The sequence below is a fragment of the Kaistia defluvii genome (genome assembly GCF_040548815.1).
Classification (GTDB): Bacteria; Pseudomonadota; Alphaproteobacteria; order Rhizobiales; family Kaistiaceae; genus Kaistia; species Kaistia defluvii_A.
In genome coordinates, this window is the sequence record NZ_JBEPSM010000001.1 from 368,044 (window position 1) to 382,135 (window position 14,092).

Annotated in this window: 14 protein-coding genes; 9 read left to right on the top strand and 5 right to left on the bottom strand. The window is 66.3% G+C overall.

The features are described 5' to 3' along the window. The first annotated feature begins 185 nt into the window (after window positions 1–185). The 6 genes from ABIE08_RS01800 (at window position 186) to mltG (ending at window position 6,616) form a co-directional block, all read left to right on the top strand. Window positions 186–1,406: an MFS transporter gene (locus ABIE08_RS01800; protein ID WP_354548282.1), complete on the top strand. Its 1,221-nt coding sequence runs from the start codon at window positions 186–188 to the stop codon at window positions 1,404–1,406. 275 nt (window positions 1,407–1,681) lie between these two features. Next, entirely contained in the window at window positions 1,682–2,620 is a 939-nt protein-coding gene (fabD, locus tag ABIE08_RS01805) for an ACP S-malonyltransferase (protein ID WP_354548283.1), read from the top strand. Window positions 2,621–2,679: 59 nt separating this feature from the next. Further along, window positions 2,680–3,417: a 3-oxoacyl-[acyl-carrier-protein] reductase gene (gene fabG / locus ABIE08_RS01810; protein ID WP_354548285.1), complete on the top strand. Its 738-nt coding sequence runs from the start codon at window positions 2,680–2,682 to the stop codon at window positions 3,415–3,417. Between the two features lie 269 nt (window positions 3,418–3,686). Next, window positions 3,687–3,923: an acyl carrier protein gene (locus tag ABIE08_RS01815; protein ID WP_104218330.1), complete on the top strand. Its 237-nt coding sequence runs from the start codon at window positions 3,687–3,689 to the stop codon at window positions 3,921–3,923. Window positions 3,924–3,997: 74 nt separating this feature from the next. Further along, window positions 3,998–5,260, top strand: coding sequence for a beta-ketoacyl-ACP synthase II (fabF, locus tag ABIE08_RS01820; RefSeq protein WP_354548287.1), 1,263 nt, complete (start codon window positions 3,998–4,000; stop codon window positions 5,258–5,260). Window positions 5,261–5,356: 96 nt separating this feature from the next. Further along, complete coding sequence (mltG, locus tag ABIE08_RS01825; RefSeq protein ID WP_354548289.1) at window positions 5,357–6,616, top strand: endolytic transglycosylase MltG; 1,260 nt, start codon at window positions 5,357–5,359, stop codon at window positions 6,614–6,616. A gap of 33 nt (window positions 6,617–6,649) precedes the next feature. Here mltG and ABIE08_RS01830 read toward each other — a convergent pair whose 3' ends face one another. Both ABIE08_RS01830 and ABIE08_RS01835 read right to left on the bottom strand, forming a co-directional pair. Next, window positions 6,650–7,057 carry a GFA family protein gene (locus ABIE08_RS01830; protein WP_354548291.1) on the bottom strand — a complete coding sequence of 136 codons (408 nt, stop codon included), beginning with the start codon at window positions 7,055–7,057 and terminating at the stop codon, window positions 6,650–6,652. Window positions 7,058–7,121: 64 nt separating this feature from the next. After that, window positions 7,122–8,762: an FMN-binding glutamate synthase family protein gene (locus tag ABIE08_RS01835; RefSeq protein ID WP_354548292.1), complete on the bottom strand. Its 1,641-nt coding sequence runs from the start codon at window positions 8,760–8,762 to the stop codon at window positions 7,122–7,124. 229 nt (window positions 8,763–8,991) lie between these two features. Between ABIE08_RS01835 and ABIE08_RS01840 the strand changes: the two genes are divergently transcribed. The 3 genes from ABIE08_RS01840 (at window position 8,992) to ABIE08_RS01850 (ending at window position 11,088) form a co-directional block, all read left to right on the top strand. After that, window positions 8,992–9,879: a YicC/YloC family endoribonuclease gene (locus ABIE08_RS01840; RefSeq protein ID WP_354548294.1), complete on the top strand. Its 888-nt coding sequence runs from the start codon at window positions 8,992–8,994 to the stop codon at window positions 9,877–9,879. Between the two features lie 10 nt (window positions 9,880–9,889). After that, window positions 9,890–10,534: a guanylate kinase gene (gene gmk / locus ABIE08_RS01845; RefSeq protein WP_354548296.1), complete on the top strand. Its 645-nt coding sequence runs from the start codon at window positions 9,890–9,892 to the stop codon at window positions 10,532–10,534. Between the two features lie 167 nt (window positions 10,535–10,701). Further along, the gene (locus ABIE08_RS01850) at window positions 10,702–11,088 is read left to right on the top strand and encodes an MliC family protein (RefSeq protein ID WP_354548298.1); all 387 of its coding nucleotides are present in this window, start codon (window positions 10,702–10,704) and stop codon (window positions 11,086–11,088) included. Between the two features lie 93 nt (window positions 11,089–11,181). Here the strand turns inward: ABIE08_RS01850 and rsmA are convergent, their stop codons facing one another. From rsmA to ABIE08_RS01865, 3 genes are all read right to left on the bottom strand, one after another. Beyond that, entirely contained in the window at window positions 11,182–11,952 is a 771-nt protein-coding gene (rsmA, locus tag ABIE08_RS01855; protein WP_354551530.1) for a 16S rRNA (adenine(1518)-N(6)/adenine(1519)-N(6))-dimethyltransferase RsmA, read from the bottom strand. A 62-nt stretch (window positions 11,953–12,014) separates the two neighbouring features. Further along, window positions 12,015–13,073 carry a 4-hydroxythreonine-4-phosphate dehydrogenase PdxA gene (pdxA, locus tag ABIE08_RS01860; protein WP_354548299.1) on the bottom strand — a complete coding sequence of 353 codons (1,059 nt, stop codon included), beginning with the start codon at window positions 13,071–13,073 and terminating at the stop codon, window positions 12,015–12,017. Between the two features lie 41 nt (window positions 13,074–13,114). After that, the gene (locus ABIE08_RS01865) at window positions 13,115–14,032 is read right to left on the bottom strand and encodes a SurA N-terminal domain-containing protein (RefSeq protein ID WP_354548301.1); all 918 of its coding nucleotides are present in this window, start codon (window positions 14,030–14,032) and stop codon (window positions 13,115–13,117) included. Window positions 14,033–14,092: the final 60 nt, after the last annotated feature.

A 14,092-nucleotide genomic window follows, 5' to 3' on the forward strand; every position in this document is an offset into this window, starting at 1 on the left:
GGACGCGGTCGCCCGGGACGGCTTCGGCATGGCAAAACATCGATTTTGGTTATGACAGCATCAATTTTTCTGCACTTTTCTTTCCAATCGGCCGCGGCCATAGTGGATTTCCTCGGAAAGACCTCCGGAATCGCCGCTTTAGAGCTCGCCCTTCCCCAGGTCATCCTCAATCAAGGACTTTGGAAGTGAGCGAGAGCGCGCAAGTTTTGCCCGCGTCGTCCGCCCGCGGCATTGCCGAGCGGACCTCCCTGGGAATTTTGGTGGCCATCAGCATCTCCCACATGCTGAACGACCTGATGCAGTCGGTGATCCCGGCGATCTATCCCATCCTCAAGGCAGAGTTCACCTTGAGCTTCGGACAGATCGGACTGATCCAGCTGGCATTCCAGCTGACCGCGTCTATCCTCCAGCCCGTCGTGGGCATCTATACCGACAAGCGTCCGCAGCCCTTCTCGCTCGCCGTCGGCATGGGCGTGACGCTCTGCGGCCTGCTGCTGGTGTCGATGGCCTCGACCTATCCGATGCTGCTCGTCGCGGTGGCGCTGATCGGCATGGGCTCGTCGATCTTCCATCCCGAAGCTTCGCGCGTCGCCCGCATGGCGTCCGGCGGACGGCACGGCTTCGCCCAGTCGCTGTTCCAGGTCGGCGGCAATTTCGGGTCGGCGATCGGCCCGCTGCTCGCCGCCGTGATCGTGCTGGCGCGTGGCCAGTCGAGCGTCGCCTGGTTCTCGCTGGTCGCCCTCGTCGGCATGATGATCCTGACCCGCGTCGGCTTCTGGTATCGGGACCATCAGCGTGAACGCAAGAAGGCGAATATCGCCCCGCCGGTGCAGACGCTGCCGCACAAGGTGGTCGTGCGCTCGATCCTGATCCTCGCCGTGCTGATCTTCTCGAAGTTCTTCTACATGGCGGCGCTGACCAGCTACTACACCTTCTACCTGATCGAGACGTTCAACGTGTCGGTGAAGGATTCGCAGCTCTATCTGTTCGTGTTCCTCGCAGCGGTAGCTGCCGGCACCATCGCCGGCGGGCCGATCGGCGACCGCTTCGGGCGCAAGTTCGTGATGTGGTTCTCGATCCTCGGCGTGCTGCCCTTCACCCTGCTGCTGCCGCATGCCAGCCTCGGCTGGACCATCGCGCTCTCCATCGTGATCGGCTTCATCCTGTCCTCGGCCTTCCCGGCGATCATCGTCTACGCCCAGGAACTGCTGCCCGGTAAGGTCGGCCTCGTCTCCGGCCTGTTCTTCGGCTTTGCCTTCGGCATGGGCGGCATCGGCGCGGCGGCGCTCGGCGAGCTTGCCGACTGGACCTCGATCACCTTCGTGTTCCAGGTCTGCGCCTTCCTGCCGGTGCTGGGCCTGCTGACGGCCTTCCTGCCCAACATCCGCAAGTCGAAGCCCGTCTGAGGCCCCAAGCTTTGAGATCGGCGGTGGACATCGGTCCGCCGCCGATTTGCTTTTTTGGGCGTCGAACCACAGGCCGCCCCTGCGTCGCCGGCATGGGTGAATGCCCGCTCTTCACGCGGTGGAGGCGTGTCGGATTCTGCCTCTCGCCCGGTCCAAATTCGCGGTCGTTGCCGCCGCGAAAATGCCCCGAGACTTGACTCGGCGGCCGTAACAGCGGATTAGCCGCCGCCGAACACGCGACTATCATCGCAGTAACAATTCGTGCGGGGCCAGCCATGACGATCGCTCTCACCTTTCCCGGACAGGGCAGCCAGGCCGTCGGCATGGGCAAGGCGCTCGCCGACAATTTCGCCGAGGCGCGTGCCGTTTTCGACGAAGTCGACGCAGCACTCGGCGAGAAGCTCTCGGCCGTCATCTGGGATGGTCCGATCGAGACGCTGACCCTCACCGCCAATGCCCAGCCCGCTTTGATGGCCGTCAGCCTCGCGGCCTTGCGCGTGCTGGAGGCCCAGGGATTCGCCGTTTCCAAGGCCGCTTATGTCGCCGGCCATTCGCTGGGCGAATATTCGGCGCTGGCAGCCGCCGGCAGCCTGTCGATCTCGGATGCGGCCCGTCTGCTGCGCATCCGCGGCACGGCCATGCAGCAAGCCGTGCCGGTCGGCGAGGGCGCCATGGCAGCCCTTCTCGGCCTCGATTTCGAGACGGCCCAGGCGGTCGCCAACGAGGCGGCGCAGGGCGACGTCTGCGAGGCCGCCAACGACAACGGTCCCGGCCAGGTCGTGATCTCCGGCGCCAAGGCCGCCGTCGAGCGGGCACTCGACATCGCCAAGGCCAAGGGCGCCAAGCGTGCGCTGCTGCTCCCCGTGAGCGCGCCGTTCCATTGCCGCCTGATGCAGCCCGCCGCCGACGTGATGGCCGAGGCGCTCGCCAAGGTCACCATCAACGCGCCGGTCGTGCCGCTGGTCGCCAATGTGCTGGCCGCGCCGATCTCCGATCCGGCCGAAATCCGCGCCCGCCTGGTCGAGCAGGTGACTGGCATGGTCCGCTGGCGCGAGTCGATCGGCTGGCTCGCGGCCAATGGCAGCGATTTGTTTGTCGAAATCGGCGCCGGCAAGGTGCTGTCGGGGCTTGCCAAGCGCATCGCGCCCGAGGCACAGACGCTGAATGTCGGCACGCCCGACGATGTGGCCGCGGCGATCGAGCGTCTCGCTTGAGCGCTGGCCGCTTCGCAGCCAAGCTTACGGATGAACAGGGTAATCAGAAGGAAGTCGTCATGTTCGATTTGACCGGCAAGCGCGCGCTGGTGACCGGCGCGAGCGGTGGCATCGGCCGGGCGATCGCCCAGGCGCTGCACAAGCAGGGCGCGACCGTCGCCATCTCCGGCACCCGTCGCGAGGCGCTGGAAGCGCTGGCGACGGAGCTGGGCACCAATGTCCATGTCCTGCCGTGCAACCTCTCGGTCGCCGCTGAAGTCGAGACTCTGGTGCCGCGCGCCGAAGAGGCGATGGGCGAGCTCGACCTGCTGATCAACAATGCCGGCATCACGCGCGACATGCTGTTTGCCCGCCTGTCGGACGAAGCCTGGCAGGAGGTCCTCGACGTCAACCTGACCTCCGCCTTCCGCCTGACGCGCGCGGCGCTGCGCGGCATGATGCGCCGCCGCTATGGCCGTATCATTTCGATCACCTCGATCGTCGCCGTCACGGGCAATGCCGGCCAGGGCAACTATACCGCGTCGAAGGCGGCGCTGATCGCCATGTCGAAGTCGCTCGCCCAGGAAGTGGCGAGTCGCAATATTACGGTCAACTGCGTCGCCCCCGGATTCATCGAAACGGCGATGACCGACGCATTGAACGAAAAGATTCGCACCGCGTTGCTCGAGCGGGTCCCGGCAAAGCGTCTGGGCTCGGCCGACGACATCGCCTCGGCGGTGGTGTATCTGGCCTCCGAAGAAGCGTCCTACGTGACCGGTCAGACCCTGCACGTTAACGGTGGTATGGCTATGATTTAATTGAGGAATCTGCATTCGTGCAGATCCCTCGGATGGGGTTGTCACACCCCCTTGCGGCGGCTGGTCAAGGTTCAGAAACTATGTTAGGACCGCGCAATATCAGTGCCGCGTCTTCGTCGCTTTCGCGGCGGAGCGGGTGTGGATTGACGATCGCCGAAGACTAGTGACGATATCGCGGTACGTTTTCGGGGGATTGCCGATACGTCCGGGTTTCCAGCGCGCGAGAAGTCGCGGCAATAGTAGACAGAGAACAATCGAGGTTTTGAGACATGAGCGACATCGCTGATCGGGTAAAGAAGATCGTCATCGAGCATCTCGGCGTTGAGGCCGACAAGGTGACCGAAGGCGCGAGCTTCATCGACGATCTCGGCGCTGACAGCCTCGACACGGTCGAGCTGGTCATGGCGTTCGAGGAAGAATTCGGCGTGGAAATCCCCGACGATGCAGCCGAGACGATCCTGACGGTCGGCGACGCAGTAAGCTTCCTGGAGAAGAACGCCGGCTGATCGCCGATGTTCATCCAAGCTAAGCCAATGACAAGAACGGCCGGACCCGTATGGGTCCGGATCGGGGGAAGCGTATGAGACGAGTCGTTGTAACCGGGATGGGGATGGTGACGCCGCTCGGTTGCGGCGTCGACGCCAACTGGGCCAATATCCTTGCCAGCAAGAGCGGCGCCCAGAAGGTCACGAGCTTCCAGGTCGATGACCTGCCGGCTCAGATCGCATGCCTCATCCCGCATGGTGACAAAGCCGACGGCAAGTACAATCCGGACGATTGGATGGAGCCGAAGGACCAGCGCAAGGTCGATGATTTCATCGTCTACGCGATGGCTGCGGCCGACCAGGCCGTGCATGATTCGGGCTGGCTGCCCACCGCCTATGAGGACCAGATCCGCACCGGTGTGCTGATCGGCTCCGGCATTGGCGGCATCCAGGGCATTGTCGAGGCGGGCATCACCCTGCGCGACAAGGGCCCCCGCCGCATCAGCCCCTTCTTCATTCCCGGCCGCCTGATCAACCTCGCCTCCGGCCAGGTCTCGATCCGCTACGGCTTCAAGGGGCCGAATCACTCGGTCGTGACGGCCTGCTCGACGGGCTCGCATGCGATCGGCGATGCCGCGCGCCTGATCGCGCTCGACGATGCCGATGTCATGATCGCCGGCGGCACCGAAGGTTCGGTTTCGCGCATCGCGCTGGCCGGCTTCGCCGCCTGCAAGGCGCTGGCAACCAATTTCAACGACCGTCCGGAAGAAGCATCGCGCCCCTATGACCGGGATCGCGACGGCTTCGTCATGGGCGAGGGCTCCGGCATCGTCGTGCTCGAAGAGCGCGAACATGCCATTGCCCGCGGCGCCAAGATCTATGGCGAAGTGATCGGCTACGGCATGTCCGGCGACGCGTATCACATCACCGCCCCGTCCGAGGACGGCGACGGCGCCTATCGCTGCATGCAGGCCGCGCTGAAGCGTGCGGGCCTGCAGCCTTCCGACATCGACTATGTCAACGCCCATGGCACATCGACCATGGCGGACGGCATCGAGCTGAAGGCCGTGGAGCGCGTGGTCGGCGATGCCGCCTCGAAGATCGCCATGTCCTCGACCAAGTCGGCGACGGGCCATCTGCTGGGCGCGGCCGGCGCCGTCGAGGCGATCTACTCGCTGCTGGCGATTCGCGACAATGTCGCGCCGCCGACGCTCAATCTCGACAATCCTTCCGTCGAGACGGCCATCGACCTTGTCCCCAAGGTGGCCAAGAAGAAGCAGATCGACGTGGCGCTCTCCAATTCCTTCGGGTTTGGCGGCACGAACGCGTCGCTCATCTTCCGTCGGCATGGCGAATAGGGGCGCGGCTTCGCGCTTTCGCCATAATCCTCCATACAGTCGCCTCTCGGCACCCGGATCGAGTCCGGGTGTCGAACAGGTGAGAAGTAGGGTGCGATGAACGAGACGAATCAACCGGGCGCCAAAGACAACAAAGCTGGCGATGCCGGCGATGTCGGCTCGGCGGAATTCGGCAACCGCATCAATCCCCGCAGTCCCGGCGATACGCTGCGTCCCGAGCGCGTACCGCCGCCGCCGCCCCGCTCGCAGCAGGCGCGCCACCCCATCGTCATCATCATGAACTTCGCGATGACGATCCTCGTCGTCGGCGTGCTCGGCGCGGTCGGGCTGTTCTTCTTCGGCAAGCTGCGCTTCGAGCAGTCCAGCCATTTCGGCCAGCCCCGGACCGTCTCGATCGAGCGCGGCAAGAGCCTGCGCGACATCGCCGAGGAGCTTCACGAGCGCGGCCTGATCTCGTCGAAGTGGATTTTCATCGCCGGCGTCCGCGCCTATGGCCTGCAGGACGACCTCAAATCCGGCGACTATCTGATCGCGCCGCGTTCCAGCATGCGCGACATCATGAACGCCATGGTGAGCGGCAAGGCGATCCTCTATTCGGTCTCCGTTCCGGAAGGCCTGACCAGCAAGCAGATCGTCGACCGCCTCAATGCCGATCCGGGTCTCGTCGGCGAAATCACCGAGATTCCGGAGGAGGGCAGCCTGCTGCCCGACACCTATCGCTTCTCGCGCGGTGACAGCCGCCAGAACATCATCGACCGGATGCTGCGCGAGCGCGACCGGGTGATGACGGCGATCTGGACCAGCCGCGACAAGGACCTGCCGATCAAGACGCAGGCCGAGCTCGTGACGCTCGCCTCGATCGTCGAGAAGGAAACCGGCATGGCCGACGAGCGCAGCCGCGTCGCGGCCGTGTTCATCAACCGCCTGCGCAGCAACATGCGCCTGCAGTCCGATCCGACGGTGATCTACGGCGTCTATGGCGGCAGCGGCCTGCCGTCCGGCACGCCGATCCGCCGCTCCGACCTCGACGCGGTCAACGACTACAACACCTACAAGATCAACGGCCTGCCCAAGGGACCGATCGCCAATCCCGGCAAGGCCTCGCTGGCTGCGGTCGCCAATCCGTCGCGGACCAAGGATCTCTACTTCGTGGCCGATGGCACGGGCGGCCACGCCTTCGCCGAGAGCTATGCCGAGCATCGCAAGAACGTCGCGCGCTACCGCAAGTGGCTGGCCGAGCAGAAAGCCAAGGGCGATGTCGTCCCGGCGAGCGCCGGCCCCGGCGACGCGGTCGATGATGGGGAAGCCCCGGATGCGGCCACCGACGCGGCACCGGTCCCGCCGCCCAAGCCCTAGGGCGGCCGGAGCGGCTGGTGCCCCGGCCGGATTCTAGCCGGGCAATCCGTCGATGTGCGGGATCGTCTCCAGTTGGTCGTCCCAGCCGGCCCGGCTGGCGACGTTGATATGCGCGTTCGGCCGGATCGGCACCTCGCTTTCGAGACTGCCCGCCGGCACGACCAACAGCGCGCCCTCCATCTGAACATCCGGCAGCGCTGACCCGCAATCGGCGCAGAAGCTCCGCTGGTGCCGCGTCTCCGGCAGGCGGAACGTCTTCACCCTGTCCTGGCCTGACAGCCATTCGAGCCGGGCTTCCGTCGAAAACAGGTTGGCGCCATGCGCGGAACCGCTGTCCTTGCGACAGCGCGAGCAGTGACACAGGAAGAAGCTCTGGAAATCGCCATGGATCTCGTAGGTCGCCCTGCCGCAAAGGCAGGAGCCGCGATGCGGGCCGGGCATGAACAGGTCTCGCGCTGACGTCGGGACCTGCACGCTATGGCCATCGGCCGCATCGATGCAAGGCTCAGCTCGCCTTGCGCAGCTCGCCGGCGAGCGAGAAGCTGTCGGGCGACGCCAGCGCCCAGGTCTGCCGGTAGAAGGGATGCGGGCTGTCACCGCCGAGCAGTTCGCCTTCCGCCAGATAGGGGAAGAGCTGCGAGTATAGGCGGATCTCGTTGGAACTGACCCGGCGGGCGACGTGGTGCGGCTTCAGGCTGGAGGGATGCTCCAGCCCGGCTGCCGCCAGCAGCTCCGCCAAGGCGTGCAGCGAGTTGCGATGATAGTTCGCCACCCGCTCGGCCTTGTCCGGCACGACGAGCGCGCGCTGCCGCAACGCGTCCTGCGTCGCGACGCCGGTCGGGCACTTGTTGGTATGGCAGCTCTGCGACTGGATGCAGCCGATCGCGAACATGAAGCCGCGCGCCGCATTGACCCAATCCGCGCCGAGCGCCAGCACGGCGGCGATGTCGAAGGCCGAGACGATCTTGCCGGCGACGCCGATCCGGACATGCGGGCGCAATCCCGCCCCGACCAGCGTGTTGTGGACCAGCAGCAGAGCCTCGCGCATCGGCACGCCGACATGGTCGGTGAGTTCCACCGGTGCCGCGCCCGTACCGCCTTCGGCGCCGTCTATGACGATGAAGTCGGGGATGATGCCGGTCTTCAGCATCGCCTTGACGATCGCCATGAATTCCCAGGGCTGGCCGATGGCAAGCTTGAAGCCGACCGGCTTGCCGCCGGATAGCTCGCGCAGCCGGGCGATGAACTGCATCATTTCGATCGGGGTCGAGAAGGCGGAATGCGAAGCGGGCGAGACGCATTCGACGCCGATAGGAATGCCCCGCGTCGCCGCGATCTCCGGGCTCACCTTGTTGGCCGGCAGGATACCGCCATGGCCGGGCTTGGCGCCTTGGCTTAGCTTCAGCTCGATCATCTTGACCTGATCGTCGGCGGCCTGCGCCGCGAACTTCTCGGCCGAGAAGCTGCCGTCGTCATGGCGGCAGCCGAAATAGCCCGAGGCGATCTGCCAGACCAGATCGCCTCCATATTGACGATGATACGGGCTGATCGAGCCTTCGCCGGTATCCTGCGCGAAGCCGCCGAGCTTGGCGCCCCGGTTCAGCGCCTGGATGGCGTGGCTCGAAAGCGCGCCGAAGCTCATGGCCGAGATGTTCAGGACCGAGCCGGAATAGGGCTTGTCGCACTGGTCGTTGCCGATGGTGATGCGGAAGTGCCTGGGATCCTGCATGGGCGCCGGGCGCATCGAATGGCCGATGAACTCGTAGCCGTCGGCATAGGCATCCAGCAGCGTGCCGAATGGCCGCTGATCCGCTTCGTTCTTGGCGCGCTGATAGACGAGCGAGCGTTCCGCCCGCGAGAAGGGCAGCCTGTCGGAATCGGACTCGAACAGATATTGCCGCAACTCCGGCCGAACCGATTCGACCAGGAAGCGCATGTGGCCGATGACGGGATAGTTGCGCGTGATCGCGTGGCGCGTCTGGACCAGGTCGTAGACGCCGAGCACGCTCAGCGCCGCGAAGATCATCGTCAGCAGGAAGTTGAGTGTAGGCGTCATCGGGATCAGCGGCAGGATCAGCGCTGCGAGGATGCAGAGCGCGAAGGCGCTGTAGCGGGCGATGAGCGAGAATTTCAGGATGGATTGCATGCGCGTTCCCCAGCAGGGTGAGGCGGCCGGAATGTGGGGAGAGGGCCCACCGGCCAGGGTCGATTCAGACCATAGACCATATCCCTCACCGTCCATGTGTCGGTTTGAGGGATATCCGCCGCCGCGCCCTTGAGCGGCCTTGGCGCGCGCATTACTGTCGCCGTCCAAACGAGGGGCCTGACCGGCTATCCTTCTTGGGCCACAGACCATTCATAGCCGGGGAATTCCGATGGCATTGACGAGCATGACCGGCTTCGCGCGCGCCGCCGGCGCGGGACACGGCTATCGCTGGACGTGGGAGCTGCGCAGCGTCAACGGCAAGGGCCTCGATATCCGCCTTCGCCTGCCGCCGAGCTTCGATACGCTCGACCAGCCGGTGCGCGAGCGCATCGGCAAGCTGCTGCAGCGCGGCAATCTGCAGGTCGGGCTCAGCCTGCAGCGCGAGACGACGGCCCAGGCCCTGCGCGTCAACGAGGAACTGCTGCGGCAGGTGCTCGATCTCGTCCGCCGTGTCGGCAGCGAGATCGACGCGGCGCCGCCGACGCTGGACGGCCTCCTGTCGATTCGCGGCATTCTCGAAACCGTCGATGCCGAGGACGATCCGGCCGTCGCCGAGGCGCTGGCCGCCGACCTGCTCGCCGATCTCGACCTGGCGCTCGCCGAACTCGTGATTGCCCGCAATCGCGAGGGAGCGGCGATCGGCGCCGTGCTCAACGCCCGGATGGACGAGATCGAGCGCCTGACCGCGGCGGCCGAGGCGTCGCCGGCGCGCACGGTCGAGGCGATCCGCAAGAAGCTTGCTGACCAGGTCGCGGCGCTGCTCGACGCGTCGCCGGCGCTCGATCCTGACCGGCTGCACCAGGAAGCGGCGCTGCTGGCGACCCGGGCCGACATTCGCGAGGAACTTGACCGGCTGACGGCCCACGTCGCCGCCGCCCGGGCGCTGCTCGCTGAGGGCGGGCCGGTGGGGCGCAAGCTCGATTTCCTCGCCCAGGAATTCAATCGCGAAACCAACACGCTCTGCGCCAAGGCGAATGATCGCTCCCTGACGGCCCTCGGTCTCGACCTGAAGGCCGCCGTCGATCAGTTGCGCGAGCAGGTCCAGAACCTCGAATAGGAAGTCCCTGATGTCGGTTGCCGGAAATTCCCCCTCGCGGCGTGGCCTGATGCTGGTCCTGTCCTCGCCCTCGGGCGCGGGCAAGTCGACCATCGCCCGTCACCTGATGGCGGAGGACAAGGATATCGTCCTTTCCGTCTCGGTGACGACGCGCGCGCGCCGGCCGAGCGAGATCGACGGCGTGCACTATCACTTCATCGACCAGGCGACCTTCAACAAGCTGCGCGACAGGGGCGAGCTGCTGGAATGGGCCGAGGTGCATGGCAATTGCTACGGCACGCCGCGCGCGCCGGTCGAAGCCTGGCTGACCTCCGGCAAGGACGTGCTGTTCGACATCGACTGGCAGGGCGCCGACCAGGTCGCCAAGGCGATGCCGGAAGATCTCGTCCGCATCTTCGTGCTACCGCCGACCATGGCCGAACTGGCATCGCGCCTGGTCCGCCGGGCCGAGGACGCCCCCGATGTCATCGCCAAGCGCCTGGCGAACGCCAGGGCCGAGATCCAGCACTGGCGCGACTATGACTACGTCCTGATCAACAAGGACCTCCAGACCTCGCTGGAGAAGGCGCAGGCCATCCTCTATGCCGAGCGCATGCGCCGCGCCCGCACGACCTGGCTCGAAGGGTTTGTGGCGGACCTGCTCCAGCAGGAGTAGGGGCGTCGCCCGGCGAGGGGCCCAAGCCCTCGTCTTGGCGGTTCCTCGTCTTCGCTGTTGTCGCAGCCTTTGGGCGAGGCGGGGCGCGCCGCTGCCGATCGTGCGCCATTTGCCTTCGACCGGTGGCGCTGCGACAATCGACGCCCGATGATCATCTGGAGCCGACCATGAATCCCCTTCGCCCGTGCCTCGCTCTTGCCCTTGCCTTCGCTGTCGGGACGCTCGCGACCCACGCGCATGCGGCCGACCTGATGCCCGCCGATGCAGCGACCGTCGAGCCCGCCGCAGCCGAGGCCGCTGCCAGCGCGCCGGCCAAGAGTTTCGCCTATCATTGCGCCGACGGCACGAAGGTGACGGCCCGCTTCAGCTCGCCGGACCAGCCGGATGGCTTCGTCGATCTGACGCTCGCGGACGGCAAGGCCGTGACCCTGCCGCAGGCGGTCTCCGCGGATGGCGGACGCTACACGAAGGACGACATCGAGTTCTGGATCAAGGGCAATGGCGCGACGCTGACCATCGCCGGCAAGGCCACGACCTGCGAGACCAAGGACTAAGGGTACAAGCCGGGGTCTGGCCGCAGGTCAAACGCGGTCCGGCCGCAGGTCGGCGTGCCGCTCGTGCCCAGGGCAGGGGCGGCCCCAGGCTTCTCAGGGCAGCGCGTTGGCGAGGCGGACGAAGCCGGCGACGTCGATTTCTTCGGCGCGGGCCGTCTCGACGATGCCGGCGGCCGCCAGCAGCGGCAGCGGATCGGTGCCGAGGCTCTTCAGGCTCTGCCGCAGCATCTTGCGGCGCTGGCCGAAGGCGGCGGCCGTGACGCGCTCCAGCTTCGCCCGGCTGCATTCCAGCGGCGTCTGGCGCGGGACGATCTCGACCACCGACGACACCACCTTGGGCGGCGGCGTGAACGCCTTGGGCGAAATGTCGAACAGGATGCGCGCCTCGCTACGCCAACCGCAGATCACGCCGAGGCGGCCATAGGCGTCGTCCTCCGGCGTGGCGACGATCCGTTCCGCGACCTCGCGCTGGAACATCAGCGTCATCTTCTCGTAGAAGGGCGGCCACGGCTCACTTTGCAGCCAGCCGAGCAGCAGCGGCGTGCCGATATTGTAGGGTAGGTTGGCGGCGATCCGCACGCGGCCCGTCGCCAGCTTCGACATGTCGACCTGCATCGCGTCGCCTTCGATCACCTCGAGGCGGCCGGGATAATGCGCGGCGATTTCGGCGAGCGCATCGAGGCAGCGGCGATCACGCTCGATGGCGATGACCTTTTCGGCGCCTTCCGCGAGCAAGGCGCGCGTCAGCCCGCCAGGTCCCGGCCCCACCTCGATCACCGTCACGCCGGCCAGCGGGCCGGCGGCGCGCGCGATTCGGCCCGTCAGGTTCAGATCGAGCAGAAAATTCTGGCCGAGTTGCTTCATGGCCTGCAGGCCATGCGTGGCGATCACGTCGCGAAGGGGAGGGAGGCCGTCCTGCGCCAGCGTCACGAAGCGACGCCTGCGACGTGCTCGTGCTGGCGGTATTCCGCCTCGTGGCGTGCGAGTTCGTCGGCCAGGCGCAGGGCCGCCGCGAGGCTCGAAATGTCAGCCTTGCCGGTGCCGGCGATATCGAACGCCGTGCCGTGGTCCGGCGAGGTGCGCACGAAGGGCAGGCCCAGCGTGACATTCACCGTCTCGGCGAAGGCAATGGTCTTGGTCGGGATCAGCGCCTGGTCGTGATACATGCAGAGCGCCACGTCATAGCGGGCGCGCGCGTCGGCATGGAACATGGTGTCGGGCGCGAGCGGGCCAATGGCGTTGATGCCCTCGGCGCGAAGCGCCGCCACGGCCGGGCGGATCACCGCATCGTCCTCGGTGCCCATCACGCCGCCTTCACCGGCATGCGGGTTGAGGCCGGCAACCGCGATGCGGGGCGCCGGAATGCCGAAGCGGCGGCGCATGTCGTGGTCGATGGTGCGGCCGGTGCGGATCAGCATTTCCTCGGTGATCATGCGCGGCACGACCGAGATCGGAACGTGGATCGTCGCGGGCACGGCGCGCAGTCCCGGCCCCGCCAGCATCATAACCGGATGGGCGGGCGACCCGCTCCAGGCGGCCGACAGCATGCCCAGGAACTCGGTGTGGCCCGGATGCTGGAAGCCCGCGTCAAACAGGGCCTTCTTGTTGATCGGATTGGTGACGAGCGCGGAGGCCAGTCCGGCGCGCACATCGCCAACGGCGCGCGCGATCGCCTCGATCACGCCGCGCGCCGCGCTGCGTTCGGGAACGCCCGGAGCGGCAACCGCCGGGGATTCCAGCGCCACCACCGGCAAAACGCGGTCGAAGGCGTCGACGGCCTCGTCGGCCGTCATGGTCTCGATCGGGATATCGAGACCCATCAGCGCGGCGCGACCCCGAAGTGCCTCTGGGTCGGCCAGCACGTAGAAGGGCGGCAGGCGACGTTCGCGTCGTTCCCGCCAGACGGCCAGGGTGACGTCGGGTCCGATGCCGGCCGGTTCTCCCATGGTGAGGGCAAGCGGCCGGAACGAGGCGGAATCAACCATATCGTCTCACTTGAAGGGCGCGGCAGCCGCGCGGGATACGCCTATTTGTAATTGATCTTGGCGTCCTTGCGGAGCTCGGCAACGAAATCCTTGCCGACATTCTTGCTCTGCTCTGCGGTCAGCTTTTCCTCGATCTCGGCGCGCACGCCGGCCGAGCTGCGGATATCCTTGGCTTCGCAGATGGCAATCACCTCGACGCCGCGTTCCGTAACGTCCGGCTTCAAGGTGCCGCCGACGGGAGCCGACTTGAGCGCATCGCCGGCCGGGCCCTGGATCTGCGTGGTGTCGCGGCGGCCCATGTTGAGCACGACGACGCCCTTCATCGCCTTGGCCTGGGCCAGGCTGTTGTCGCAGCCGCTGAAGCGCTTGCGGAAGGCCTCGGCCTCGCGCTGGCGCTGGCCTACATAGCCCGGCGAGGAGCCCTTGGGCACGACGAAGACGATCTGCTGCAGCTTGAACTCGCGGATCGTCGCCGTCTCGGTCTGGATGCCTTCCTTCTCGATCTGCGCCTGTACGTCCGCTTCGCTGACCTTGATGCTGCGGGCCTTGGCCTTCACTACCATGGCACCGGTGATCTGCGCGCGCAGGAATTTGCGCAGCGTCTCGGCCTGCACGCCCTGCGAGGCGAGCGCCTTGGCGAACTGGGCCGGGGGCAGCTTTACCTGCTTGGCGATGCCGTTGAAGCGCTCCTCGACCATCGAGTCCGGTACGCTCATGCCGCGTCGCGTCGCGACCTGGGCCAGCAGAACCTCGTCGATCATCTCGTTGAGAACGGCCTTGTCGCCGCTCGGCTGGCGGAAAAGCTTCATCAGCTTGATGCGCTGGCCGACGTCATAGGAGGTGATCGGCTGGTCGTTGACGGTGGCCCGCACGGCGGACTGCGCCGAAGCCGTTGCGGGCAGGCCGACCGAGCCCAGGCCCATAGCAATGGCGAAAGCCGGCAGAAGAAGGAATTTCATTCGATTACGCATGGCCAATATCCGAATCCTGTCAGCTGCGGCGTGCCGCCGGCGTGCTGG

Coding starts and splice junctions, on each gene's coding strand:
- ABIE08_RS01850 (WP_354548298.1), top strand. CDS start 10,702: ATGAATCCCCTTCGCCCGTGCCTCGCTCTTGCCCTTGCCTTCGCTGTC.
- fabD (WP_354548283.1), top strand. CDS start 1,682: ATGACGATCGCTCTCACCTTTCCCGGACAGGGCAGCCAGGCCGTCGGC.
- fabF (WP_354548287.1), top strand. CDS start 3,998: ATGAGACGAGTCGTTGTAACCGGGATGGGGATGGTGACGCCGCTCGGT.
- fabG (WP_354548285.1), top strand. CDS start 2,680: ATGTTCGATTTGACCGGCAAGCGCGCGCTGGTGACCGGCGCGAGCGGT.
- mltG (WP_354548289.1), top strand. CDS start 5,357: ATGAACGAGACGAATCAACCGGGCGCCAAAGACAACAAAGCTGGCGAT.
- ABIE08_RS01815 (WP_104218330.1), top strand. CDS start 3,687: ATGAGCGACATCGCTGATCGGGTAAAGAAGATCGTCATCGAGCATCTC.
- rsmA (WP_354551530.1), bottom strand. CDS start 11,952: ATGAAGCAACTCGGCCAGAATTTTCTGCTCGATCTGAACCTGACGGGC.
- ABIE08_RS01865 (WP_354548301.1), bottom strand. CDS start 14,032: ATGAAATTCCTTCTTCTGCCGGCTTTCGCCATTGCTATGGGCCTGGGC.
- gmk (WP_354548296.1), top strand. CDS start 9,890: ATGTCGGTTGCCGGAAATTCCCCCTCGCGGCGTGGCCTGATGCTGGTC.
- pdxA (WP_354548299.1), bottom strand. CDS start 13,073: ATGGTTGATTCCGCCTCGTTCCGGCCGCTTGCCCTCACCATGGGAGAA.
- ABIE08_RS01835 (WP_354548292.1), bottom strand. CDS start 8,762: ATGCAATCCATCCTGAAATTCTCGCTCATCGCCCGCTACAGCGCCTTC.
- ABIE08_RS01840 (WP_354548294.1), top strand. CDS start 8,992: ATGGCATTGACGAGCATGACCGGCTTCGCGCGCGCCGCCGGCGCGGGA.
- ABIE08_RS01830 (WP_354548291.1), bottom strand. CDS start 7,057: ATGCCCGGCCCGCATCGCGGCTCCTGCCTTTGCGGCAGGGCGACCTAC.